The 24941-nt window shown below is 43.1% G+C and carries 23 protein-coding genes; 3 read left to right on the forward strand and 20 right to left on the reverse strand.

Going from position 1 to position 24941, the window contains the following annotated elements:
* Positions 1-48: 48 nt before the first annotated feature.
* From MM817_RS10195 to MM817_RS10220, 6 genes are all read right to left on the reverse strand, one after another.
* Positions 49-1059: a glycoside hydrolase family 15 protein gene (locus tag MM817_RS10195; protein ID WP_241714442.1), complete on the reverse strand. Its 1011-nt coding sequence runs from the start codon at positions 1057-1059 to the stop codon at positions 49-51.
* 151 nt (positions 1060-1210) lie between these two features.
* Positions 1211-1966 carry a nucleotidyltransferase family protein gene (locus tag MM817_RS10200; protein ID WP_241714450.1) on the reverse strand — a complete coding sequence of 252 codons (756 nt, stop codon included), beginning with the start codon at positions 1964-1966 and terminating at the stop codon, positions 1211-1213.
* Positions 1963-4767, reverse strand: a complete 2805-nt coding sequence (locus tag MM817_RS17275) for a 1,4-alpha-glucan branching protein domain-containing protein (protein WP_241714452.1) — start codon at positions 4765-4767, stop codon at positions 1963-1965. The genes MM817_RS10200 and MM817_RS17275 overlap by 4 nt, the downstream gene beginning before the upstream one ends.
* 33 nt (positions 4768-4800) lie before the next feature.
* On the reverse strand, positions 4801-5379 hold the full coding sequence (locus MM817_RS10210) for a DUF4912 domain-containing protein (RefSeq protein ID WP_241714454.1): 579 nt from the start codon (positions 5377-5379) through the stop codon (positions 4801-4803).
* A 192-nt stretch (positions 5380-5571) separates the two neighbouring features.
* Positions 5572-6555 carry an MBL fold metallo-hydrolase gene (locus MM817_RS10215; RefSeq protein WP_241714456.1) on the reverse strand — a complete coding sequence of 328 codons (984 nt, stop codon included), beginning with the start codon at positions 6553-6555 and terminating at the stop codon, positions 5572-5574.
* 24 nt (positions 6556-6579) lie between these two features.
* A complete protein-coding gene (locus MM817_RS10220; protein ID WP_241714457.1) occupies positions 6580-7341 on the reverse strand; it encodes a 3-hydroxyacyl-CoA dehydrogenase in 762 nt (253 codons plus the stop codon).
* Positions 7342-7501: 160 nt separating this feature from the next.
* Between MM817_RS10220 and MM817_RS10225 the strand changes: the two genes are divergently transcribed.
* Positions 7502-8983, forward strand: a complete 1482-nt coding sequence (locus tag MM817_RS10225) for a bifunctional metallophosphatase/5'-nucleotidase (RefSeq protein WP_241714459.1) — start codon at positions 7502-7504, stop codon at positions 8981-8983.
* Here the strand turns inward: MM817_RS10225 and MM817_RS10230 are convergent, their stop codons facing one another.
* From MM817_RS10230 to MM817_RS10255, 6 genes are all read right to left on the reverse strand, one after another.
* Positions 8984-9541 (reverse strand): hypothetical protein, encoded by a 558-nt coding sequence (locus MM817_RS10230; protein ID WP_241714461.1) that lies wholly within the window; start codon positions 9539-9541, stop codon positions 8984-8986.
* 3 nt (positions 9542-9544) lie between these two features.
* A complete protein-coding gene (locus MM817_RS10235) occupies positions 9545-10405 on the reverse strand; it encodes a methyl-accepting chemotaxis protein (protein ID WP_241714471.1) in 861 nt (286 codons plus the stop codon).
* Between the two features lie 13 nt (positions 10406-10418).
* The gene (locus MM817_RS10240) at positions 10419-10934 is read right to left on the reverse strand and encodes a hypothetical protein (RefSeq protein ID WP_241714473.1); all 516 of its coding nucleotides are present in this window, start codon (positions 10932-10934) and stop codon (positions 10419-10421) included.
* Complete coding sequence (locus tag MM817_RS10245; RefSeq protein WP_241714475.1) at positions 10931-11440, reverse strand: hypothetical protein; 510 nt, start codon at positions 11438-11440, stop codon at positions 10931-10933. Before MM817_RS10245 ends, MM817_RS10240 begins: the two co-directional genes overlap by 4 nt.
* A gap of 41 nt (positions 11441-11481) precedes the next feature.
* On the reverse strand, positions 11482-13842 hold the full coding sequence (locus tag MM817_RS10250) for an AMP-binding protein (protein ID WP_241714477.1): 2361 nt from the start codon (positions 13840-13842) through the stop codon (positions 11482-11484).
* A 173-nt stretch (positions 13843-14015) separates the two neighbouring features.
* Positions 14016-15170 carry a hypothetical protein gene (locus tag MM817_RS10255; RefSeq protein WP_241714479.1) on the reverse strand — a complete coding sequence of 385 codons (1155 nt, stop codon included), beginning with the start codon at positions 15168-15170 and terminating at the stop codon, positions 14016-14018.
* A gap of 135 nt (positions 15171-15305) precedes the next feature.
* On the opposite strand from MM817_RS10255, the gene MM817_RS10260 reads away from it, so the two are divergent.
* Complete coding sequence (locus tag MM817_RS10260) at positions 15306-16604, forward strand: MFS transporter (protein ID WP_241714481.1); 1299 nt, start codon at positions 15306-15308, stop codon at positions 16602-16604.
* A 115-nt stretch (positions 16605-16719) separates the two neighbouring features.
* On the opposite strand, the gene MM817_RS10265 is transcribed toward MM817_RS10260, so the two are convergent.
* Together MM817_RS10265 and MM817_RS10270 are read right to left on the reverse strand one after the other, a co-directional pair.
* Entirely contained in the window at positions 16720-17022 is a 303-nt protein-coding gene (locus MM817_RS10265) for a rhodanese-like domain-containing protein (RefSeq protein ID WP_241714483.1), read from the reverse strand.
* A 165-nt stretch (positions 17023-17187) separates the two neighbouring features.
* Complete coding sequence (locus MM817_RS10270; RefSeq protein WP_241714485.1) at positions 17188-17589, reverse strand: outer membrane protein assembly factor BamB family protein; 402 nt, start codon at positions 17587-17589, stop codon at positions 17188-17190.
* Between the two features lie 75 nt (positions 17590-17664).
* On the opposite strand from MM817_RS10270, the gene MM817_RS10275 reads away from it, so the two are divergent.
* Entirely contained in the window at positions 17665-18876 is a 1212-nt protein-coding gene (locus MM817_RS10275; RefSeq protein WP_241714486.1) for an NHL repeat-containing protein, read from the forward strand.
* An 86-nt stretch (positions 18877-18962) separates the two neighbouring features.
* On the opposite strand, the gene MM817_RS10280 is transcribed toward MM817_RS10275, so the two are convergent.
* From MM817_RS10280 to MM817_RS10305, 6 genes are all read right to left on the reverse strand, one after another.
* Complete coding sequence (locus MM817_RS10280) at positions 18963-20171, reverse strand: type II secretion system F family protein (RefSeq protein ID WP_241714496.1); 1209 nt, start codon at positions 20169-20171, stop codon at positions 18963-18965.
* Positions 20172-20196: 25 nt separating this feature from the next.
* Positions 20197-21249 (reverse strand): type IV pilus twitching motility protein PilT, encoded by a 1053-nt coding sequence (locus MM817_RS10285; RefSeq protein WP_241714498.1) that lies wholly within the window; start codon positions 21247-21249, stop codon positions 20197-20199.
* A 45-nt stretch (positions 21250-21294) separates the two neighbouring features.
* Positions 21295-22950 (reverse strand): GspE/PulE family protein, encoded by a 1656-nt coding sequence (locus MM817_RS10290; protein ID WP_241714500.1) that lies wholly within the window; start codon positions 22948-22950, stop codon positions 21295-21297.
* A gap of 95 nt (positions 22951-23045) precedes the next feature.
* Positions 23046-23579, reverse strand: a complete 534-nt coding sequence (locus MM817_RS10295) for a hypothetical protein (protein ID WP_241714502.1) — start codon at positions 23577-23579, stop codon at positions 23046-23048.
* A gap of 25 nt (positions 23580-23604) precedes the next feature.
* Positions 23605-24429, reverse strand: coding sequence for a PilW family protein (locus MM817_RS10300; RefSeq protein WP_241714503.1), 825 nt, complete (start codon positions 24427-24429; stop codon positions 23605-23607).
* Positions 24430-24514: 85 nt separating this feature from the next.
* A complete protein-coding gene (locus MM817_RS10305) occupies positions 24515-24931 on the reverse strand; it encodes a prepilin-type N-terminal cleavage/methylation domain-containing protein (protein ID WP_241714505.1) in 417 nt (138 codons plus the stop codon).
* Between the last annotated feature and the right edge of the window lie 10 nt (positions 24932-24941).

Raw genomic sequence — 24941 nt, forward strand, 5'->3', positions numbered from 1 at the left:
ATCGTAGCGATACTACTTATAGAGCCTGTTCAAAAAGGGGGCAGGTTCTTATACTTTGTTACGCCACTCACTCACTTGCTCATGCAATAGAACATACATCGCTTCTGCCCACGCAAGTGGAGTATGCTGATTGGGACTGCCTGATTGACCAAGGTACAGTTCTGGTAAGATCCCTGGTTTAGGCATGATACTCTCTGTCCACAGAAGGTAAGAATGCGCTTTCTCGACATCCCCAACAATCAAATAACACAGCCCCAACCAAGGCAATCCGAATCCCCACTGCGCTTCTGACCCTTCTTCTGCAAAATATTGGTCTCCTTTATACCGAATCACTCCTTTTTGTCGCAAAAGTTGATTCTCTACTTGTGCCACAATCTCACGCGACAACTCCATGGGGAGTAACTGATAGGGGTAAATGAGACTTAATTGCGCCAGATCGCATTCCTTTGTAGCGCTTTCACGGGGCAATAAATCAATGAGTGCATGCATCCCATACCGCACGGCCGTCTGATCCACCAAGACATATGGGGAAATTGCCATTAATCCAGCCACACAAGCACCTATACTACTCGCGTGAAGCTCCGCATATTCTTCCCACATGCCATTATCCGCATCCTGCCAAAACTCTAGATTAACAAGGTACTTGGCAAGGAGCTGTACAATCTCCCGATCACTTTCATCGCGAAACATTGTCTTACCTACACGCAAGCCTTCCCCTATACCAAATAAAAATAGCCCAATGGCATCATTTTGTGCGTTGCCCCATGGCTCATGTAATTCTTCTAGACGGTCTGGGTCATACCGTGGATGAATGTATTCAAAAGTAGCCTCTGGTCGTTTCTCCGCATGATATTCGATTTTCCATTTGTATTTTTTAAACAGGTCAAGTAGCGTAGAGTAAATTTGTTCATAGTGTCCATCCTTTTTTTGCAGGTAAGCAAAAGCGACATAACACGTATCACGTATCCACACGTAGCGATAATCTGGTGTACTACTGGCCACATACAGACCATTTGGTTGAACGAGTGCCTCAAGTACTTGTAACGCTTCCTCTTCCATGGATACTCCCCCCTGGTAACGGGTACGTTTATTTAGTTTACTCTATGTAATGTACGCAGCAATCCCCCAAATAGTAAGCCTGATTTTACATTAAAATCACCTCTACTTAAGTAGAGGTGACCTTACATCCTATATTTAGAATCCCATCCATCTAACTCATGGCTAACACTTTCACTTCACTAGGTAACGTTACATGCACCTGTCCACTCAACATATCCAACTGGGTTTGGTAGTACTGTCGTAGTGTTCCAATATCTGACCAATACCCTTTCGCCTCGTAAGCGTGTAGGGGAATTTTCAATGCCAGTAGCATCGGGAATACGTCTCGACCAAAATCACACGAAACCCCTGCCGGTATCAAGTTCAACACCTCAGGCTCAAGTATATAGATCCCTGTATTGATCAAATAACGTTCACCCTGTTGCCAAGTTTGTGGTTTTTCTATAAATTTCTCAATACGCCCTTGGCTATTGACCTGAGCTACGCCATATCCCTGTGGACAATCCATAGAGACTAACAATATTGTTGCTAAAGCCCCTGTCTTGCGGTGATGGGCAATCGCTGTTGTCAAATCAAAGTCGGTCATCCCATCTCCGCTCATGACGACAAACGTCTCATCTAAAAATTTTTCAACCGCTTTGATTCCCCCAGCTGTTCCTAAGGGATCAGCTTCAAATGAATAATGCATACGCGCGCCAAAGTTTTCTCCATTTCTAAAATACTTCTCTATGACATCTGGCAGATAACACGTAGTCACCATCAAATCAGCAATGTGATGGGAGGTAAGCCAATCCACAATATAGGCAAGAGTCGGGCGATCAAGTAACGGCAACATAGGTTTTGGCATATGGCGAGTCAATGGTTGCAGTCTAGTTCCAAATCCCCCTGCCATGATCACTGCTTTCATCTCACCGCCGCCTCTCTCGATATAGTAGCATCCAGTACCTGTTCATAAACATGAATGGTATTCTTAGCGAGTACATTCCAATCGTATTCTCTTTCAATCATCAGTTTTGCCTCATCGATCACGTGCTGCGCCAATGCCTTGTCATGCAACAAACGCTTCACTTGATGTGCCAATGAATGAGGATTGCCTGCAAAAAAAGTCAGTCCCGTTTGTTCATGTGATACTACTTCGCACAATCCGCCAACATCTGCGACAACAACTGGAGTGTGCGCACGCATCGCTTCTAGCGCCACAATGCCAAACGGCTCATAAAGACTTGGAAAAACAGCAACTGAAGCTTCTTGTAACCACGTATTGCGCGTTTCATCTGAAACAAATCCAAGAAAGCGCACGCGTGATTCAATCCCTGCATGTTGCGCTTGTTCCTGTAGCTCTCTTTGCATAGGTCCCTTTCCCATAATCACGATCACCGCATTGGGGAAATCAGCAAAAATGTCTGGAGCTGCTTCAAGCAAAACGTGAACACCTTTTTCTCGGACTAACCGCCCGATAAAAACAATGTGGTGCTGATCATTCACAGCATGTATGTCACTCACTTGTGTGATCACTCCATCGTCCAAAAACCTCATTCTCTCAACACCGTTTGGGATCACTACGATCTTGTCAACCTCAACATCTTGTAGCGAAAATACAGTAATGACTTCATGCGCCATATAATCGCTACAGACAATGACACGTTGCGCCTCTCTAATCAGATCATGTTCAACCTGGTGGATTCGGTTTTGGAGTTCGGTATGGATTCCCCCGTTACGCCCATGTTCCGTTGCGTGTATTGTTGCAATAAGCGGCAACTGATATTGCTTTTTGAGTACTTTCGCAACATCATGCACAAGCCAATCATGTGCGTGAATCACATCTACTTGTAGCCCCTGTTCAAATAATGCCTGACACCGTTCAAGCATCTGCAAATTGAATCGCATCACCCAGTGAAAAAATTGTTCACCATCAGGTTGCAGTGGCTCTACTCGATAGACATGCACACCATGCACGATTTCATCAGCTGCACAGTCTCCTGGTTGTACAGTGACCACATGCACATCCCATCCGCTTGTTACCAGATGTCGCGATAGATCATCCACATGCCGCGAAAGTCCCCCTACCGTCAATGGTGGGAATTCCCATGATAAGAAAAGAACAGATGGAGCACCTGTATGCTTTTGTACCTGTGATCGGTATACCTGATAATCAACATCCGGAAAAATAGGATCCATTTCCACCATCGCTTGCACAACACGAGAATCGATTGCATCGTGCACTAACATTTCATATAACATCGTGAAAGCGTTCACATGCTTTTTCGTGCGTTTAATGGCATAGTCAACCATGGTTTTGTTATCCATGATAAAAGCCCAATCACTACTTTGCCCGAGCATTAATTCACGCGCAGCCTGATTTAATGCAACCCTCTGTTCTTTAGATGGTTCATTCCAACGATTAGCAAGTTCGATCATTCGCCGTTCTGCTATATGGAGTGCCGGATATACCCAGACATTTTCCTCCTGTAGCCATACATCTGATGCACCTGCACGGCCCCACGATGATAGCGGTAATTCACAGACTTGAAAATCGTTATATTCCTCTAAATATTCAGAAGGTGTAAGCGGTTGAATTACCATCTGCTCCTCTGCAAGTTGTCTCAATACTTGATCCAACCAGTGCGGCCCCTCATACCACCAATGTCCAAACAATTCAGCATCATAGGGGCAAACAACGATCGGTTTTCGTCCCATAGTTGTGTGTGCTTCAGATATTTGTTGACGTATACTCGACAAGAAATGTGTGGCATGACCCGTTGCCTTGTCTAAAGCCCGTTGCGGATCATATAGTTTTTTATCTTTTGTTAACCCCGTAATGCGATAATATTTGATCCCCGTATTGACTCGAATTCCATCTGGGTGAATCCCCTGATGAATGTGTTCCATAGCTAAATCAAAGCCAATGTCACGATAGTATTCACGGTAATCAAAGTCACCAGGATAACCATCGATGGAACTCCATACTTGCTTTGCTGATTGTGCATCGCGCGCAAATGCAGCTACCCGCATAGGCGTCAATACTGGTGATAAAGTACCAAAGATAGGAATGGGTTGTGCCCATTCGACCCCGTGTGTATCTGTAAAGAAAAACTCGATGCCACACTCCCGCAAAATTTCATCGATTCTCGACTCATATCCGCATTCAGGTAACCATATTCCGCGCGGCCTACGCCCAAATGTTTTCTCATGTAGATCGAGTGCTGTCTTCAATTGGGCACGAATAGCTTCTCGCGTGTGAACAAGCGGTAAATAAGCGTGTGTAGCAGCAGACGTAAGAAGTTCAACCATACCTTGCTCCTGAAGCACGCGCAGTCTACCGGCCAAATTGCCTTGACATGCCTGATAATCGAGTAACAACTCTGTAAAGTGCTCATAGTAATAACAAGCAAGCTGATAGAGGTCTTTGTCTTGTTCTGTTCGTTTTATTTCACTTAATGCCAGGTTGATCAAGGTCTCCAAGTAATGGACATATCTTGATTGCATCACTTCATCGGTCAACATCGACAACAGCGTTGACGATATCGAGAGTGTCATACGAAAATTGATCTCATCTCGAACAAGCCTTTCAAGCACTTGCACTATAGGTATATACGTTTCGGTTAATGCTTCAAAAAACCAACGCTCTTCTAAATAACTGTGATCATCTACATGGCGAACATATGGCAAATGTGCATGTAGAACTAAACATAGGTACCCCTGTTTCACTTGTTATGCAAACCCCTCTCAATACATCAAACCTTACTTACTGTATTTGTCCTGTAACAGCGAATACCCGTCAAATGTTTCAAAAGACACAGGCGTGGTTACGCAATTGGATGTGCCCATGTTCGATTCCTTACCATGTGGCAGTTTTGAATGTTCTTGCGATAATGCGTGCGGTCGATCAAAACAAATCATGGCGTGTTGATGATTTTGACTGGGCCCTACAGGAGGGGTGCAAACAACATGTGAACGCATCATAGTAAAGAGGTGACCATCTTCAGTCTCTGTACATACATCTGCAGTATAGTGACGATTAGGCTGTACATGGTGGAAATAATAGTGATCTTCTTCCGGATGAATCACAATTGTTCTTGTATCGTTCGCGTGATACCCATCAAACAGTAGATCCGTGACATCGTGAAGACGAAGAAAGAGGGGAAACTCGCTCCATGTCCTTGTGAAATGATCGCACAGTAATGCCTTTTGCACATCACCCACTTCCCAATAAGCAAATAGGCTAGTCGCATCTCTCACCATGACTTCGAGTCGATGAACTTGCCACTTTCGTTTCCATTTTTGTTCCAAATTATCTATTTCAACTTGTGAAAATATCACTACATAAACCACTCCCAGATGAGATAACTACTCACGTAGCTGTTTTCATGTATATGTTTCAATGATAAAAAGTTGCATACTTTTCTCTTTAAAATAAATGAAGTGCCCACATGCAAAAAGCGAGATCGTACATGTAGATCAAATACTCTACATGTACGATCTCGCCTGTATGATCAGGTCCCATCAATCACTTTACTCTTGCGTCGCCTTCTCGAAAAAATACATACCAGCGCTCATCCGTTTGATACAAGTTCCTTGTTGCACCATGTATTCTAAGTGTGCAACCGTCTCCGCTAATGCAAACAGAAGTTGTTCTGGCTGCCTTACACGAAAAACACGCAACATCATATCCCAAGCTGTATGTGGCTGCGTCAATGAATCTACGATGCGTTTTAGCCTCCACTCATGGTGTGCAAGAATATCTGCGATCCGCTTTTGCCAGGCTGTAACGGATTCACGGTGCCCCGAAAGACCTAACTGTACGTCGATGTGCGCTGCTTTGTGTAGCGAGTGTAGATAATCATGTAACGCGTGTTCGTCATTCTTTGCCCACACGCCAACAATTGGAGTAATACCCATAAGTACGTGATCACCAGCGAAACATAACTTTTGTGGTTCATGATATAACATCATTTGACCGGGACTATGCCCAGGAACCCACATGATGTCAAATGGTTCATCAAATAAAGAAATTGTATCTCCCTCGTGCAACCACGAAATATCCCTTGGTGCTGGATGAATCAATGTCGCCATGTGCGATTCTCTTTCGTGAATGCCATCATCCTGCACAACAGGTAATCCATAAGGCCTAAAGTATTCGATCAAATCTGCACTAAAGTGATCTTGATGTTCTACATGACGCAAAATGAGTTCTTCTTCCTTATCTAGTACATAGACAGTTGCACCCGACTTCTCTTGCAACCATCCAGCGGCACCGGAATGATCAGGATGCGCATGCGTCAAAATGATTCGCTTAATATCAGCAAAACCTATGCCCTTTTCCTCCAAAGTAGAGACCCACACCTGTTCTGTTTCTTTTGTGTGAAATCCCGTATCAATGATCGTAAAGCCATGTGAATCCTGAACAAGATAACTATGTACATGTTGCAAAGGCGTAGGAATCGGGAGTGTCAACCGATCGATATAGGGAAATCCAGGTACGGGCGACAACGTCAAAAGAAACTCTCCTTTTACATATATTTATCTAGGTGCCATGCGAATCGCACCGTCTAATCGGATGACTTCTCCATTCATCATATCATTTTCTACAATATGTCTGGCTAACAAAGCAAACTCTTGCGGTTGCCCTAAGCGTTTTGGGAAAGGAACCTGAGATCCAAGTGAACGGCGAACATCATCTGATAACTGTCCTAGCATCGGTGTGTCAAAGATCCCTGGCGCAATACTCATCACGCGAATACCATACTGCGCTAATTCTCGGGCGATGGGTAAAGTCATCCCCACAATTCCACCTTTGGAAGCAGCGTATGCAGCTTGTCCGATCTGTCCATCAAATGCAGCTATAGAAGCCGTGTTAATCAGTACACCACGCCGACCTTCAACATCCGCTTCACTTTGTAGCATACCTTCTGTTACAAGACGCATTACATTAAATGTACCAATCAAATTAACCTCAACAACCTTTTGAAATTGGCTGAGTGCATGTGGCCCTTGTTTTCCTATCACTTTCGAAGAAATGCCAAGCCCTGCACAATTGACAACTCCGTGTATAGCCCCATACCGTTGCAGTGCCACTTCCACTGCATGCTTTACACTTTCCTCAGAAGTAACATCCGTATGTACAAATGTGGCTCCAATATCATCCGCTACTTGTTGACCAAGAGTTTCATGCACATCTGCTATGACGATGTGAGCATGCGCTTGCCGAAAGAGAGTAGCAGTTGCAGCCCCAAGTCCTGATCCGCCACCTGTTATAAGAAATGTCTTTAAAGCGATGTCCATATTGGCGCTAGTGTGTCAACACACTAGCATTCCCCCCTTTATGATGGATTCTTCCATTCACTCATCATGCGATTTGCCCCATGAGGAATAGACGTATGAATTCTGATACACACTATGAATTATCCAACAAATAGAACTGGCTGAAAGGACTGTGTACTACTTGGCGTCAAAATCTATTGAATTAACATTTTTGCAGTTAAATGATCTACATGGGCAGCTTGTTGCTCATGCTGAGCTATTTTGGAAAGCTGGTACTCCTACCATCCATCAAGAAATCGGAGGAATTTCTCGAATCGCCCATTTTTTGAAACAAAGAAAGCGTGTAGCTCCAGAAAAAACACTGGTCATCGACTGCGGTGACGCCTTCTTTGGTAGTTACTTTACGCAAATCGACGAAGGAAATGCCATGGTTCCCTTTTTAAACGAGCTTGGCATTGATGCGAGCAATGGAGGTCATTGGGAATATTATTATGGTCCTGATCATTTTCTAGAACTCTCTCACTTATTACATTATCCTCTATATGCTCTAAATGTCTACCAAAAGGGAACCCATACGCGAATTTTTCCTCCCTATGGAATCATAGAGAAAAATGGTATTCGCATCGCTATGCTTGGACTAGCCGCCACCATTGTCGATGACTCTATGCCACCCTCTTTCTCAGGCAATCTCGAATTTACAGATGGGATCGCACAAGATGAACTACCGCTATTATTGCCAGAAGTCCGTGCCAAGGCAGACTTAGTTTGTCTGATTTCACATATGGGATTACCCCAAGATATTGCCATCGCAAAAGGAAATCCAGGCATTGATATCATCTTTAGCGGGCATACACACGATCGTCTATGGCAACCCGCTATTGTTCCTGGCGACCGTACACATGACGAAACGCTCATCATTCAGGCTGGATTCAGTGGATCGTTCATAGGTGAATTGAACATCACCCTCACACCGGATCGCAGTGGTACATTGCATAAAAAACACACTTACGAACTACACGTCATGGATGAAGCTATCCCAAAAGATCAACATGTTGAACAGCAATTGCAATCTCTGATCGCACAACATATCGACACCCTCGCACCCATACTTGGTGCGGTCACAACAGATCTCAATCGTATGCTCACCTTTGAATCTACGATGGACAACATGATCTTACAGTGTATGAAAGAAGCTTATGATGCTGATGTTTACGTCTCACGTGCATGGCGTTTTTGCCCACCAAAAGTAGCAGGTCCAATCACAGAACAAGATCTGTGGGACATGGTTCCACTTCCTGTCCAGTTATTTGCTTCTGACATGACAGGGTTAGCAATCCGTGAAGCTGTTGAACTGTGGTTAACGCATGTGATGACCACCCCCATGTCTCAAAAAGGTGGCTATGTGACCCGTCAACTTGGTATGCATGTGATTGCGCGAATCAACAATCCAGATGGATACCGAGTACAAGAAATTGAGATTGGATCGCACCCCCTGCAACCAGATACACTCTATCATGTCGTGATCGCAGGGGAACAGATTAAGAAGGATCTTCCCGGTCAATGGACTGTCCTACCACTCGACTTGCATGCTGTCCTTCGAAAAGGACTTGCGCATGGCCCTATAGATTGTTCGCTCACACACGACAAATTTGTCTTGGGCTAATCACGGCAATAGCTTCAATAGAGATAATTTGTGATTAAGACTACTCAATTGCGAGATGGCTACCCCAGTCTGGTCGTTCAGCTGTGTCACCTGATCCGCCTCTGTGTGCGCTTGCACAGCTGATGACTGACTTTGTGAAAGTAATCCACCATTGACACGAGCTACGGCTGAAATAGACTGACTGGTGGCCGATGACACAGAGTATAATTGTTGCAAACCTACAACAATTGCCTGCTCCGTATTACCTGTCGTTTGCAACTGCTCATTCATCTGGATAATACTACCTACCGTTTGTTGTTCTCGCTGTTCGATAGCTATCAGTGCAGAAGTAGTAGCAACAAGTGGGGTCAGAGCCTTAGACGTAGCAGTAACCAGAGGTGCTGTTTGATGAAGTGCTTGATTGATAGTCAACATCGTGTTATCCATCTGACCCTGAATAGCTGTTTGTTGCGTCATGCTATAACCAAATAACGTGACACCTAGCAATGATCCCATACCACTTAAAATGGTCAATAAACGAAGCACCGATATCCCCCCTTCTTTTTGATACAATTGCACGATTTATCCTCCAAGTAATGACTGCACGCCTGTTGTGACTCCCGATAACAAACCTCCTCCAGAAGCGGTACTGGTTTTAGAACTTCCGCTACTGTTTTCACCCGATGTTTGATCCGTTAATCCACGTGTCAGACTTTGTACACCATGCGTTATCGTGCCAGTGATACCATGAGTGGCAGTCCCATTGCCAGATGGAATCAGAGAACCGGTTAATCCATGCGTAAGTGTCCCCACCGTTTTAGAAACCGATCCAATCCCGCCAATTGAATGTGTAATGGAAGGTAACAATTGGTTTAGTTGACCAAACAGTCTAAATTCCTGTTTGGCTTCAGCCAATTGAGATAATAATTCCCCAAGCTTTCCGTACAGTTGCACCGATTGCCCGTTACTTATTTGTAGATCTCCGACTAGTTGTTGTAGCGATTGCGTATTTTCTCCCAATGTCACGGCTAATTGGTCTGATTGTGAGGCCACGGTTGCGGCAATACCTTGTGCTTCTTTTTCATGACCTAAAATCTCTTGCATCAATGCGATACCGTGTTGTGTCAAATTTGTCTGTGTAGTCAGCTGCTCTGCAAGTTGTTCATTGGTTTGCACTTGATCTTGTAGTACTTGGTTTTGTTCGTTGAGTTGCCCCAATTGCCCCTCCACTGTCTGCACCTTGCTCACAAGCGTTGCTGTATTGGCAAGCATTTGATTAGTTGTGCCTCGCAATGTTCCAACAAGCGTAAATAAATTGCCCTTTGTTGTAAGGTGTTCAGAACGAGATGTGGATGCATAAGCAACACTACCACCTGTAACTAAACAAATCGCAGTGAAGAAAGCGATCCAGCCAACGCGTTGTGATATCCATCGTTGTTTCATTGCGATCCCCCCATTAAGGTACCATCTGCGTTTTCTCATTCATATCGGATAAACTTTGATTGATCTGCTGTTCGTCAGAAATCATATGGGAAAGATGTGAAACTACTTGACCATTACTCTTTTGGACACTCTGTAAAGCTGTCAATACTTTCTGTGCAGATAATGCAATACGTTGCACCGTGACATCCGATCCCTTTACATTGCCAGAAATCGTGTGTATGGCTTCTTGAATACCTGCCACCTCTTGCGATAAAGTGACAAGGCCAGTGGCCATAGCAGCAGTCTGTGATTGCACGATATCTAGACTACCTTGCATATGCACCGTCGTTTGTTGTAACGCAGTTAGACCACTGAGCCCTTTAGGTAACTGAGCAGATAACACTTGTGCATCCTTTACTTCTTGATGGAGTACAACTGACTTAGCTGCCATATCGTGCTGTAGTCCTACTTCTACGCCTCCATTGACCCCAAGTGCGATGAGGCCAATGGGTACAATTACTTTTGCGAGTCCAATGATGGTTAGCTTCATCCTGCCACCCCTGGTACTTTTTGATCCATCTGCGCTGTTGCTGTACGCATTTGGTCAAGATTGGTTTGATCGCTTGCTACCACCTGATTGAGTGAATGAACAGAAGTTGCTAGCGTGTTAATAGAACGCAATAAACTTTGCATGTAATCAGCGATGTCTCCTAGATTTTGTCCGCTGATACTTGATGACGATTTCATCTCATCATTGGTGTGCAGTGTCACTTGATTTAACTCATCGATATCAGCAATGTTTTTCTCTAATTGACTAGTAGTCGTAACAGTCGGTAGCAAACTTGCGTTGAGTTGTTTAGTCAAAGTCAATACTTGATCTAAATTTTTATTCTTTTGCACTACAGCTTGTTGTACAGCGACAAGCTGTTCGGTCGAACGCAAACTGCGATTGAGACTCGTATCAATTTTAGCCAACTGAATGGTTGTTGGTATCGTCAACCCTAACCCACCACAAACAGCGAGTATCCCTATGATCCCAATGATTTTTAAAAACATCGCGGTGTGACCTCCTCTTTGCGCAGGGATGCTGCCTGCAATTAAGGCATTTCGCGGGATATCTCTGATGTATCTGAGGATGCCTGATGTAATTTATTTAAAATTTCCGTATTCGTCGACGTGAGTTGCGCCGCTGTTTGATCCATGGCTTGAGTTAATCTCGCCATTTCTGCCACTGATTGAGACTGATCTAAAGAACTTTGATCGACACTAGATAAACTTTGATGCAAATGATCTGCAACACCTGAGAGACTCTTACTTAGAGCAATTTCCTGCTGACTAAGCGTGGTGAGCTGTGTCAGGTTTTGATTCTCGTGATTTAACCCCGAGCCAATTGTTTTTAAATGATCTGCTATTTTAGGCGTTGTGCTGTCGAGATCACTTACTGCCCCCATCTCACGTACCAACTTGGCATTTTCCTGATTAATTTTATGTGTGTTTTTACCGATTTGAGCGATATTTGCTGGCAAATTGTATTCAGGCGGGAGATGAAAAGCATAGGCTTTGGCAATGCCAAATAACAGTGCGGCCATCACGACTGCAGTAGGAATGATCCACCACATCCGCCGCTGAGGTTTTGTGGCTTGTTCCAAAGTGGGTTCACCATCTGCTACTCGAACGATATGCTGATCATCCGATCCAAAGATGTCGAGGTAATCCGTCCCCTCATACATCGCCTCTACTTCATTCTTGTATTTTTCTAAGATCAGTTTTGTGCGCACTTTTAGCGTGGGCGTCAGTTCACCAGAGGATAAACTAAATGGTTGTGGCAAAAGTTTTGCGCGCTTTGGTTGTTCAAAATCAGCAAATGGAGCGATTGATTTTCGCAATTCATCACGTAACAATAATTGCACCGGTCGCGCATCCACAAAAGCCTCCGGATGATCTTTTGACAACCCCCATTCATCCGCCCGATCCGTGAGAGCTACAAAATCAGGAACGACAAGGCAGGTCACATATTTACGGCCATCTCCAATTAGCACTGCATCAGCAATATAAGGAGATAACGTGATGGCGTTTTCAATAGGAAATGGCGCGACATTTTTGCCTGTCGCAAGCACAAGAATATTTTTTTTGCGATCCACAATCCGGATATAACCGTCTACCATCTCTGCCAAGTCACCCGTTTTGAGCCAGCCATCAGATGTCAGCGTTTTCATAGTCTCGTCTTCTTGCCCATAATAGCCCATCATCACATTGGGACCGCGAACCAGCAGTTCTCCATCTTCATCGAGGCGCACAGATACACCGGGTAATGGTTTCCCAACAGTTCCAGGCCTTGCAGCTCCAAATGGATTCGCCGCAATGACAGGGGCACTTTCAGTCATCCCATATCCTTCATACACGGGGATGCCTGCACGGATGTAAAATTCCGCAATATCTTTAGCAAGCCCTGCGCCTCCTGAAACGACCGCGCGAATCCTACCGCCTAGACCTTCCCGCAGTTTTGAAAAGACCAAACGCTCAGCTACAATTCCTGAAAAGGATTTGTGTGCAACTGTCTTTTGGATGTCATGTTGTAATAATGTACGAATGAGTGCAGGAGATGAATCCAGCTTTTGTAATAGACCTGCATAAACCTTTTCTAGCAAGCGGGGCACAGTCACAAGAATCGTAGGATGCACTTCGAGTAAATTGTCGCGTATCGACTCAATTCCCTCTGCATATGCAATAGTTGCCCCAGAATACAAAAGTGCAAATTGTCCAACTGTGCGTTCAAAAATATGAGATAACGGAAGATAGGAGAGGCTGATATCTGTTGACTGAACAGATAAAACGGATAATGCGGATTGCACATTAGAAGTAATATTGCGATGAGATAACATAACGCCCTTAGGTACACCAGAAGTACCTGAAGTATGAACAATAGTTGCAAGTTCCTTTGGTGAGATCGCATCAAAATCAATGGCAGTAGACCCAGTATCGTTTCCCATGATTTGACGACCAAGTGCGAGTATTTCCGAAAAAGAGTGAACTGGCTTTTCCATGTCTGCAGGTACATCACCACTGATCAGTACAGCACCGACTAGTTGCTTTGGAAAATCCTGCGCAATGGTGTGCAAATGATGTGTATCACCACAGATGACCCATGTGACGTCCACATTGCGCAGGATAAATGTAGCTTGTTGCGTTGGAACAGTTGGGTAGATCGGGACAACGACAGCGCCAAGTGCAAGAATGGAAAAGTCACTTATTGTCCACTCCGGGCAATTTTCTGCCATGATGCCCACTTTGTCACCGGCGTTAATACCAAGTCGGTGTAGCCCATGTGCAACACCCATTACATGTTCAAACACTTGTTTATACGTAAGCGATTCGTATACACCATTTTTTTTAAAGCGAAGACACTCATGATCTGGTGTACGAAGAACTGACTGATACAGTAATTGCACAAGATTCATCGCGAAGGTTCCCCCCTTTGGTCACCTATCATCATTCGACGACTAACTGCTACCATTGCGGCAGTTTCATCCGTGCGAGTTACTTACACTTTTCGACTACACAGTCAGTTTTGTGACCGTACTTTTTAGAAAAGTTAAATGATTTGTTCCCAAAGGGATCTTGTTAGATTCAACTAGCGAAATGCGTGCTCCGCAGGTTGCAGCAATAGAGCTTGTGGTATGTTTATCCGTGCAGCCAATTGGCCATCTGCATCCAATATCTGATCACCTTTTATAGACCAGTCTTGAAAACCATTGAGTGAATTAAAAGGTGAATCATGGATCAATGTTCGATCTCCCGTTTGTTCGTTATAAGCGTATGCAGCATATTGAAACGTACCACTTGTCGCCAGATCACTAGCTTCACTTGTTAAGACCAGTCCAGAGACCACACGCATGGAAAAAAACAAACCACCACCAGCAGTTAAGCTTGCTAATCCGTGAATTTTATGCTGTGCGAGATTGATATCGTATAAATTCGTCGAGGTTCCTTGGTTAGCAAATAACATCTGCGTTCGAATCGAGAGTACGACTCCATTATGAGCTGCATAAAGCGCCACTGGAAAAGCAACCGTAGGCTCTACTAATCCATTGGGTTTAGCTACTATAGGTGGATGTTTTACCGATCCCCATTGAAACCATCCTGTATATGCACCACCCGCGAGGTTTGTAATGCCTGTCTCATTTTTATGCCGTGGAAAGACGTACTGTCCTGTGGTGCTCCATACAGGTGGGATATCATTAGTAATTAAGATGGCGCCTTTCTGCAGAGATCCTCCCCTCTTACGCCAGGGCGTCATCCACAGTTGTGATGGCCCTGTAGCCTCTAATTGATTGACCGTATAACTACCTGTCACTGGTGTTGGAACCGTACGCAACGAGGCTAAATGACACCATACAAGAAATGGCTTACCTTTAATGGTAGTAGGTACAACGATATAATGGGCTGAGTTTTGATCTGTAGAAGGCCATAACCAGGATACCCCACCTATAGTAAATCCATGATCAGTCAAATTGACAGATTGCATGCCATCACTAGTAACGACATGTTCACCCTTAAATGGCCATGAAACAGTAGAGTATAAACTTCCAGCAAGCCCCATCATCTCCACGGGAACATTTGTTGATCCAGACGAAGTAGTTGTTGTTTTCATCCTCTGTGTTTTCGAGACAACTGAGCTTTGTGGGGAGTTCGCTCCTGCACTCTGTGTGGGCTCTACGGTTGCGCATCCTGTGATTACCATGGATAGTGCTATACTACAAAAAACCAATATCCGAAACCGATTCATCACTCATCCCTCCATCTCTAGTATTTTATCATGGAAGAATGTTTCTGAACTTATCATGTGACAATATGGATATAAAACGCTATAATTTACCCATTATAGCAATGAAATCATATGATTTTAACAAGGAGGATTTAGATGCGACCGACGAGATTTCGCTGGATAATCATATTTTTACTATTTTTTATTACGATCATTAATTATATTGATCGATCTGCTATTTCATATGCAATTCCAGATATATCTAAACTATTTCACCTCAATTCGATTGAAGATGGGGCAATTCTAGGTGCATTCGGCATCGGCTATATGATCACAACATTTTTTGGGGGAATATGGGTTGATCGTAGTGGTGCTCGTACCGTGCTTTTTTTGTCATCGCTCCTTTGGTCATTATCCATCGGCCTAACAGGACTATCAATCGATTTTACTATGATTTATGCAATGCGTATTCTATTAGGTGTCTCAGAGGGACCAAATTTTCCTGCGATAAATAGAGCAGTAGGTGACTGGCTGTCTAAAGATGAGCGCGCTATTGCACTCTCCAACTCTCTAGTAGCCGTACCACTAGCACTTGCCATCGGTGCTCCTATTGTCACCCAGTTGATCATTCATACGTCATGGCGAGGTACCTTTGTCATTCTTGGCATACTCGGTTTAATCTGGGTTCCGATATGGTATTATTTCTTTCGGGACTTTCCTGAGCATAGCAAGCATGTAAATGAGCTAGAGTTAGCACACATTCGTAAAAATCTTCCTATGCAAAAAGAAGACTCAAAAAGTATGCGGTTACACCAGACTCAAAAGGTTGTAGGCTTGTGGAAATTTTTATTCTCTAATCCTACATTGTTAGCTAATGACTGGGCATTTTTTGTTTTTGGTTATTATCTGTTTTTCTTTATGACTTGGCTTCCCACCTATTTACAGCAAGCATATCACTTAAATCTCAGTTCAGTTGGAATTTTCAGTATCCTGCCTTGGTTGCTTGCGGCAATTCTATTGTGGACATTGGGATATCTATCGGATGCGATCCTCAAAAAAACAGGAAGCCTTCGTAAATCGCGATCACATCCGATATGGATATCGCAATTACTTGCTGCCATTTGTATCATTCCCGTCATTTTTACACACGATCTAACTGTTGCTATGATCTTTATTTCACTCGCTGTTGCATTTAGCATGAGTTCCAACTCGACTTTTTACGCCATCAATGTTGACGTGGCACGAGAACGCACGGGGACGGCTCTTGGCGTTATGGATACATTTTTTGCTATTGCAGGCTTTGCAGCACCTATGATCACTGGCTGGGTGGTCAATTCGACCGGACACTTTGCAAATGCTTTTTGGTTACTTGCCGTATTGTCGTTCTCTTCTGTAGTGGTCGTCTTGTTATTCCATCACCCTGACAAGCAAAGACATCTTAATGAATTGCATTGACCTGCTTATGAAAAAGAATTAGGGACAAAAGACGAAACGAAAAGCCCTCCAGTGCTAACTTTATCGCACTGATAGGCTCTTCGTTTGATTTATCCCTAAGACTTCATAACCACATCTATTGGGTTGGACCATTCCATCTTGACATGCCACCCTGAAGGTTAAAAATCTGTGTATATCCCTGACGCGCCAAGAAATCACAGGCGCTACGACTGCGATTGCCGCTCTGACAGACCACTACAGTCTCTACATCACGGCGAATTTCGTGCATCCTCCCACCGATTTGCGATAGGGGTACTGATCGCGCACCAGGAATATGACCATGGCCATATTCAAAGGGTTCCCGCACATCGATAATTTGCAAAGGGCGTCCATTGCGAAGGCGCTCTAATACATCTTTACTAGACCATTGCCGTACCATCCACCAAATCCCCCTTTGGCACATTTCGTAACCTTATATACCCCCTAGAGTATGGTGGAACATCGTTTTTGTGACAATATACGACTAATGTACAGACACATTTTTTTCATGATCATCGATAAAATAAGATAATGGTGGATTAAGAGCACCTGGTCCCCTAATTGTTTACCAAATATCCCAATTATCAGCGTCGATACCATACAGATGACCAGGATCTGTTCCACCAACGATAATTATGGTTTGCCCATGATGGGGGTTAACATCATCATTTAATGCATCCATATTTGTGAATGAACGCACTCTTGTTTTCCACAATAAGTGACCAGTAAATAAATTGACGGCCTCAACATGTCCACCACCCGTTGCAAAATACACGGTGTCGTCAATGATAACCGGGGTAGACATGACCTCACCTAGTGTTGCATCTTCCCATAGCGGTTTCCCAGTTGTAGCACGAAAAGCATCTACACCTGAAAATCCATATCCACGGATGACTGCTTTTCCATCTGCATAGAGCATACCCCCAGTAAAAGTCGCACCAACAGGATAACCGCTACTATAGAACATGTATTCATATCAAAACCAAATCACATATTGTTTCGTAATACTAAGTGAAGACACATTTGATATGGGGGAAGATACATGAAAACCAAACATGCGATAACAGTAAAGAATCGATGGACTGTATCCATCGCGCTAACAAGTCTAACACTACTAGGCTCCACCAGTTCCGCGTTTGCCTTTGTCGGACCGCAACCGATGCCACATCACGATCAGACCATTAGAGGTTTACATACAATTAGTGTAGTCTCTTCTACAGTCGACCCAAGCAATGGCGATCAAAATCCTTATGGTGTTGCGATCAGTCCGAAAGGCGGTTTATTCGTCTCTAACTTTTCCAATGCAGCTGGCGTAAATGGTGCCGGTACTACAATTGAACAAATCGTCAATGGTAAGCCCGTTCCCTTTTTTAGCGATGCAAATGGACCTGCAGGCATGGCATTTTCTCCGCTTGGCCCTTTATGGATTGCAAACTTTGGTCAATCTAGTACAACTGGGAACGTTCAAGTCATTAAACCAAATGGAACTGCATTCCCTAACGGATATAGTGTAATTACAAATCCTTCTATACAAGGACCGTGGGGCCAAGCATTTGCAGGATCTTATACCATGGCAAATGGCACCGTTGTGCCACCAGCCTTTTTTGTCACAAGTGTATTAAATGGTTCCATCGAAGCGATGTATGGTTTTAGCCCACCAAAATTTAGTACAGATACAAAAGTTGCAGTTATTGCAAGTGGTTTAGCACACAACGGCACAACCGCATCCAACGTATCAGGGCCCCAAGGCATGGTATGGAGTGCCAAAACGCATACGTTATATGTAACGGATAGTGCCGATAACTCTGTAAGAGCCTATCAGTGGAATGGTCCAGATACCATCAATCAAGGTACGGGTACTATTGTTTACCAAGGTGCACCACTCAATATGCCAGCAGGTATAGCGCTAAATCCACTAAACGGAGATCTACTTATCGTCAATCAAGGAAATAATCAATTAGTGGAACTTAGACTGAATCCAACCATGCCTGCACCGTTAGCCCATCCACTAAACAAGATGCCGCAACCGCCCATGCTTTTGCAAAACGGAGGTATGCTCCATCTTCCACAAGGACCACAACTTGCCCATGTGGTAGGAGTTAGAACCTTAGACCGTACCCCAGTCAATCCACAAACAGGTGCAGGTTCTGCACTCTTTGGAGTCGCTGCGAGTACCAATGCAGATGGCCATCTAGTCGTCTACTTTACAGATGATAATACGAATACGCTCGACATGCTTAGTGCAGGTCACTAAGCATTCAGAAATTGAGTCATTCACTAGAATGGGAGGTATTGTGCTCAGGCACAATACCCCCCATTCTAGTGAACCATAAGTTGTAGTTAACTGATGGTATTATACAACGAAAATTCAGGAAGAATTACTGCCATAACGATCGTCCCCACAATAACTGCGAGAATGATCACCATCATTGGCTCAATCAACGATTTAAGACGATCTGCATACGTTGATACCTCTGCTTCATAAAAGTCAGCTATTTTATCAAACATAAAATCTAAATTACCCGTTTCTTCACCAATTGCTATCATATGAGATACTAATGGAGGAAATAGTTTGCTGTTTGCAATTGGGCCAGACATGGTAGAACCCTTTTGCAAATTATTACTAGCCTCATTTAGCACTTCACTAATTGCTCGATTGCCTACTACCGAACTCACAATATCTATTGCTTCTAAAATAGGAACCGCACTTTTAATTAACGAACTCATCGTTCGCGACAACCGCGCGATAAGAGATTTTTTTATGAGCATACCAAAAACAGGGGTACGTAACTTCATTTGATCACTTAATCTCTGATAGAATGGTTTTCTCTTCAGATATAAGTGTGTCCCAAAAACTGCACCTGCGATGATAAGGATAGCCCACCACCCGCGTTCAATCACAGCACTAGCATCCATTACAATACGCGTTGGCAAAGGAAGCTGTTTGTGAAATGAAGCAAACACGCTGACAAAAGAGGGTACGATTTTCACGAGCAAAAAAATCATGACAAGTACTGAAACAATCCCAACAACGATAGGATAAGTCAATGCAGACTTAATCTTTTCCCTCGTTTCATTTTCCCTTTCAAAAAAAAAGGCGATTCGTTCCAGAATCTCATCGAGATTACCTCCTACCTCTCCAGCCCGCACCATGTTAATAAAAATTGGCGGGAAAATATCTGGATGCTCCGCAGTTGATGCAGAAAAAGACATGCCTTCTGCAAGTGTACTACTCATTTGTTTTAATGCTTGCCGCATAGGTTTTGACTCACTTTGTTGAGTGAGAATTTTGATGCTCTCCAAAATTGCAACACCCGCACGAATTAAAGTCGCAAGCTGACGACAAAACGCTGTAAAGTCCTTAAGTGACACTTTGGGTCCGATATAAATATCGTGTTTCCACCATACATCGACTTGCTCTTGTAGCGAAAGAACATACATACCTTCATCACGTAACACAAGAATCGCAGATTGCTCATTTTGTGCCTTCTTAACACCACGGATACTCCGTCCTTCTCGCGTAAGTGCTTTGTAGGCGTAGTCTGGCATATCTTATTTACACCTCGCGAATTTTTTATAGTACAGTCAAGCCACCCACCCATTCTGATGCAAGCTGGCGAACTTGAGTTTCAGTGATGTGTTTACTTTGTACTAAATCACGCAAGCTCATTTCCATTGTTTGCATACCGTGCATTTTGCCAGTCTGCAACATGGTTTTTATCTGGTGAATTTTCTCTGAGCGAATTAAGTTTGCAATGGCTGGTGTATTCACTAAAATTTCTACAGCAGCCACTCGTGAACTACCATCTGCTGTGGGAATTAACCGCTGTGACACGATTCCTTGCAACACGCTTGCTAACTGAATACGAATTTGCTGTTGTTGCTGAGGAGGAAATACATCTATCATTCGATCTATTGATTGTGGCGCATCGGATGTATGTAGAGTAGCAAATACTAAGTGCCCCGTCTCTGCTGCCGTAATTGCAGTGGCTATCGTTTCGAGATCGCGCATCTCTCCAACAAGCAAAACGTCTGGATCTTGCCGCAATGCAGCACGTAACCCTTTTGCAAAAGACATCGTATCAACGCCCACTTCACGTTGATCAATTACTGAATGCCCATGGCGATGCAAATACTCAATTGGATCCTCAAGAGTAATAATATGTCGTTGTTGTGTTTGATTAATATAATTAATAAGTGCAGCAAGCGTCGTCGTCTTGCCACTACCAGTCGGACCCGTAACAAGAACCAATCCCTGTTGACGATCAGCAAAAGTACGCACCATGCTTGGTAAGCCTAGTCGATCAAACGCTGGTATGATGGTTGGTACCATACGTACAGCGAGACTATAACAACCACGTTGCCGATAGGCATTCATACGAAACCGCGACACTCCAGGAAGACTATAGGAAAAATCAATTTCTCCATGCAATAAAAGTTGTGTCCACTGATCAGAAGATAATAGCTCACGTAGCATTGCTTCGGTATCTTGTGCTGAAAACGCCATTTCTTTACTAATACGCAAATCTCCCGTAATACGAAATACTGGAGGTGATCCGACTGTTACATGTAAATCGGATGCCTCATTTTTCACAGCGGCCTCTAATAATTCGATGATTCGGCTCACATTTTATACCCCTTCGCAATTTTTGTGATACATTCTAATATGAATCTATCGCAATGCGACACGTAATACCTCTGCAATAGTTGTAAGTCCACTTGCCGCTTTTCCTAATCCATCTTGCAGTAATGTCTGAAACCCTCGCTCTTTTACATGAATGCGCATGTTTTCTTCATCACCATGAACGATCAAACTTCTCAACATGTCGTCCACTTCAAGAACCTCATAAATGGCAATACGCCCATAATAACCTGTCCTACCACAAGCTGCACACCCTTTTCCACAAACAAAATTTCCTGTTTCTATATTACATCGAGTTAAAACAGCCTGTTCAAACTCAGTAGGCAGACATTCTTCCTTACACTCAGAGCAAACACGACGCACCAAACGTTGTGCAATGATTCCAGTTAACGAGGATGCAACAAGAAACGGTTCAATCCCCATGTCAATGAATCGTGCAACAGTTGACACCGCATCATTGGTGTGAAGCGTAGACAATACAAGATGGCCAGTTAGTGCCGCGCGAATGGAAATTTCAGCCGTCTCCGAATCGCGAATCTCACCTACCATGACAACATCTGGGTCTTGCCTTAAAATAGCACGTAACCCACGAGCAAATGAAAGACCAGTCGCCGTATTGACAGCCACTTGATTAACCCCGTTAAGTTGATATTCAATTGGATCTTCAATTGTAATGACATTAACTTCAGGTAATGCACGTTCCAACAAACCTGCATAAAGAGTGGACGTCTTGCCACTTCCAGTAGGCCCTGTAATCAGCACAAGTCCATTTGCCGAAGATAACATGCGACGATAAGCAGTTAGATACTGTTCGCTAAAACCAAGATCCTCAATTTTTTGCAACCCTGATGATAAATCCAAAATGCGTAATACACATTTTTCACCATGTAGAGTAGGTAAAACTGATACACGTATGTCCACTTCACGAGAACCTAACTGAATCCGAAATCGTCCATCTTGCGGTAAGCGATGTTCTGCAATATTCATGTTCGCCATCACTTTGATGCGCGAGGTAACTATTTGTTGCATTTGTTTCGGTAGCACTTGCTCCTGGCGAAGCGTACCGTCAATACGAAAACGAATAGAAAGCCCATCTTGCATCGGATCAAAATGAATATCACTCACGCGCATTTTTGTGGCTTGACTTAATAATTGATTGACAAGCCGTACAACAGGAGAGTCCTCATCAACAAGTTCCGCATCAGTCGCAACATCGATTGTAGTAGTCAACTGTGCTTGTGCGAGTGACCCTTTCATCCCATAGAGTCGTTCAATATATGAACGCAATTCATCTTTTGCGGCAATTGCCGGTTCAATTTGAAATCCAGTAGACATGCGCAAATCATCAATTGCATAGTAATCAAGCGGATCTGCCATCGCCACAAGTAATTTATTACGTTCCTTGCGTAGTGGTAAAACTAGATATTTAATTGCTATCGACTCAGGAATGAGTGTATATGAAGATGCATCTATTTTTTCACGAGCTAATATCACATGTGGAATGCCTAATTGAAACTCAAGAACCTCAATGAGCTGTTTTTCAGTTATGAATCCACATCCAATCAATACATCTCCCAAACGTTCCTTCGTCACTTTTTGTTGTTTTAACGCTTCTGCTAACTGTTCCTTGCTAATTAATCCAGATTCAAATAACAGGTCACCTAATCGTTTACGCGCCAAGATCATTCGACTCCATTTCGTCCCATCTTGATATTTTCGTATTCGACATCATTCGGAAAAACCCCTTTATAAGTACTAGATCAGCTTTCTACCCATTCATTTCACCTGTTTTGTAAAATAACTGGATTAGTTTCAATCATTTTAATGTGGATTTTTTTATCATTTATATAAATATGTTCTGTAACCATGGTTTCTAAAGTGACTGAATAACCATGGTCCATACCTTCAGATGTTAGCAGTCCTTTGATATCCATGTTCTTCTCACCTATAAAATTGACACGTATTCTGGTAAGAGTACAGTTCCATTTTCCCTGTATACGAGAGATTACCAATGGTGAAGACCGATCCTCCGCACTTGAATGTAAATAGACAATCAAATTATTAAAAAGGTCAGCATACTCACCATGATTTAATTCATGAAAGATATATCGTAATTGATACTCACCATCCGCTATTCCAGCGCGTGCGTTATACAAAGCTTGTGTTTGGTCATGTGCAGAACGAAAAGAATTTTGCGAATCTAAGCTGATTATTAACACGGTGCTAATAAGAATGGATAAAATTGCAGAAAATAAAAGCACGCTAATTAATGCAGATCCCTCTTCTTTTCTTAAGAACATATCATTTTTAATCATCAGGCACCATCCCCACCTCCCTAAATCAAAACCACGATGTTAATCCGCTCCATATGCTGGTAAATAAATTATTAGATAATATAAAAAATTTCCGAAATTGACTCCGTAATATATTCCCTTGTCCTTGTCCTTGTCCTTGTCCTTGTCCTTGTCCTTGTCCTTGTCCTTGTCCTTGTCCTTGTCCTTGTCCTTGTCCTTGTCCTTGTCCTTGTCCTTGTCCTTGTCCTTGTCCTTGTCCTTGTCCTTTATTACTTTGGCTGACATGAGAAACGGAGAATGTTTCACTAACACTCTGCAATTGGGATCCTTGTGCAATGGTCAATTCAAATTCCGTTGGCGATATGTAATGAAAAGAAACAGGAAAGTTACTAGTATATAAGTCAAATGTAACTTGTTTACCATCTGTTATATTGGATAGTAACACAAAATTATAAGTTCCATGATCATATTCACAACAAAGAGTATCAGCGTTTGACTGATTAAATGCTAACGGTATAAAAGGAGGATAAGACCAACTTGCATTTTGATTATCTAATCCCTTATTCATTATAAAAAGCGCCGAAGTAGAGCTTTCAATCTGAACACTTTTTGTATCTTGCGAAAGTTGTTGCATCATCGTCGTTAACGTTGATTCATCTTGATTGATACTGGATTGACCCGTAACTGTTGAAAACCATATAGCTACATCAGATGTTACATAGAATAAGGCGCTTAGCACAAGGACACTGATAGAAAGCGCTAGCAAAAGTTCAACTAACGTCATTCCCTTTTCTGATTTCACCATTTGTTTTCTAGATACCCTTATAAAAAATGCATACAATAGAGTCCTTTGTATTTTAACGTTTTTCATCACTCCCCTCCTTCTACACGCCCATTCCCTTGCAGTGTATTAACTTAGCCGTTCTTCCGATTCATCCATCGCAAAGACATTGGAGTTATTTTTGGATGTACTCATCAAGACTTACCTGATAATCTAATTTCCACGAAACGCATATTCTATAGGGTGCAAGCAGTGGATCATCCCATATTGGGGATCCACTTTTAATGTTCCACGTGTAAGTTATCCCTCTAATACTTATTGTTCTGTCTGATAATGATTGCGACAAAACCCCAACCTTTCCATCACGCAACTCAATTCCCACCTTGCGAGCAAGAGCTAATGCTTGTACACGCTGTGCATTATAGGAAACAGATTGTAATGATTGAATAGCAAAACCAAGAAACCCTATTGCAAGAATGCTAAGAATGGAAATTGCCACAAGGATTTCAACAAGTGTCAACCCCACATCACTGCACATATCATAAAGTCTATCTTCCCTTATTATACGACTTAGATCTCTTACATTGTGCATCTACATCTCA

The sequence above is a fragment of the Sulfoacidibacillus ferrooxidans genome, from assembly GCF_022606465.1.
Lineage (GTDB): Bacteria > Bacillota > Bacilli > Alicyclobacillales > SLC66 > Sulfoacidibacillus > Sulfoacidibacillus ferrooxidans.

Bases quoted from the DNA above. Each gene is read 5' to 3' on its own strand.
- MM817_RS10195 (WP_241714442.1), bottom strand. From the start codon at position 1,059: ATGGAAGAGGAAGCGTTACAAGTACTTGAGGCACTCGTTCAACCAAAT.
- MM817_RS10200 (WP_241714450.1), bottom strand. From the start codon at position 1,966: ATGAAAGCAGTGATCATGGCAGGGGGATTTGGAACTAGACTGCAACCA.
- MM817_RS10220 (WP_241714457.1), bottom strand. From the start codon at position 7,341: ATGGACATCGCTTTAAAGACATTTCTTATAACAGGTGGCGGATCAGGA.
- MM817_RS10235 (WP_241714471.1), bottom strand. From the start codon at position 10,405: ATGAAACAACGATGGATATCACAACGCGTTGGCTGGATCGCTTTCTTC.
- MM817_RS10240 (WP_241714473.1), bottom strand. From the start codon at position 10,934: ATGAAGCTAACCATCATTGGACTCGCAAAAGTAATTGTACCCATTGGC.
- MM817_RS10245 (WP_241714475.1), bottom strand. From the start codon at position 11,440: ATGTTTTTAAAAATCATTGGGATCATAGGGATACTCGCTGTTTGTGGT.
- MM817_RS10250 (WP_241714477.1), bottom strand. From the start codon at position 13,842: ATGAATCTTGTGCAATTACTGTATCAGTCAGTTCTTCGTACACCAGAT.
- MM817_RS10255 (WP_241714479.1), bottom strand. From the start codon at position 15,170: ATGAATCGGTTTCGGATATTGGTTTTTTGTAGTATAGCACTATCCATG.
- MM817_RS10260 (WP_241714481.1), top strand. From the start codon at position 15,306: ATGCGACCGACGAGATTTCGCTGGATAATCATATTTTTACTATTTTTT.
- MM817_RS10265 (WP_241714483.1), bottom strand. From the start codon at position 17,022: ATGGTACGGCAATGGTCTAGTAAAGATGTATTAGAGCGCCTTCGCAAT.
- MM817_RS10270 (WP_241714485.1), bottom strand. From the start codon at position 17,589: ATGTTCTATAGTAGCGGTTATCCTGTTGGTGCGACTTTTACTGGGGGT.
- MM817_RS10275 (WP_241714486.1), top strand. From the start codon at position 17,665: ATGAAAACCAAACATGCGATAACAGTAAAGAATCGATGGACTGTATCC.
- MM817_RS10280 (WP_241714496.1), bottom strand. From the start codon at position 20,171: ATGCCAGACTACGCCTACAAAGCACTTACGCGAGAAGGACGGAGTATC.
- MM817_RS10290 (WP_241714500.1), bottom strand. From the start codon at position 22,950: ATGATCTTGGCGCGTAAACGATTAGGTGACCTGTTATTTGAATCTGGA.
- MM817_RS10295 (WP_241714502.1), bottom strand. From the start codon at position 23,579: ATGATTAAAAATGATATGTTCTTAAGAAAAGAAGAGGGATCTGCATTA.
- MM817_RS10300 (WP_241714503.1), bottom strand. From the start codon at position 24,429: ATGAAAAACGTTAAAATACAAAGGACTCTATTGTATGCATTTTTTATA.
- MM817_RS10305 (WP_241714505.1), bottom strand. From the start codon at position 24,931: ATGCACAATGTAAGAGATCTAAGTCGTATAATAAGGGAAGATAGACTT.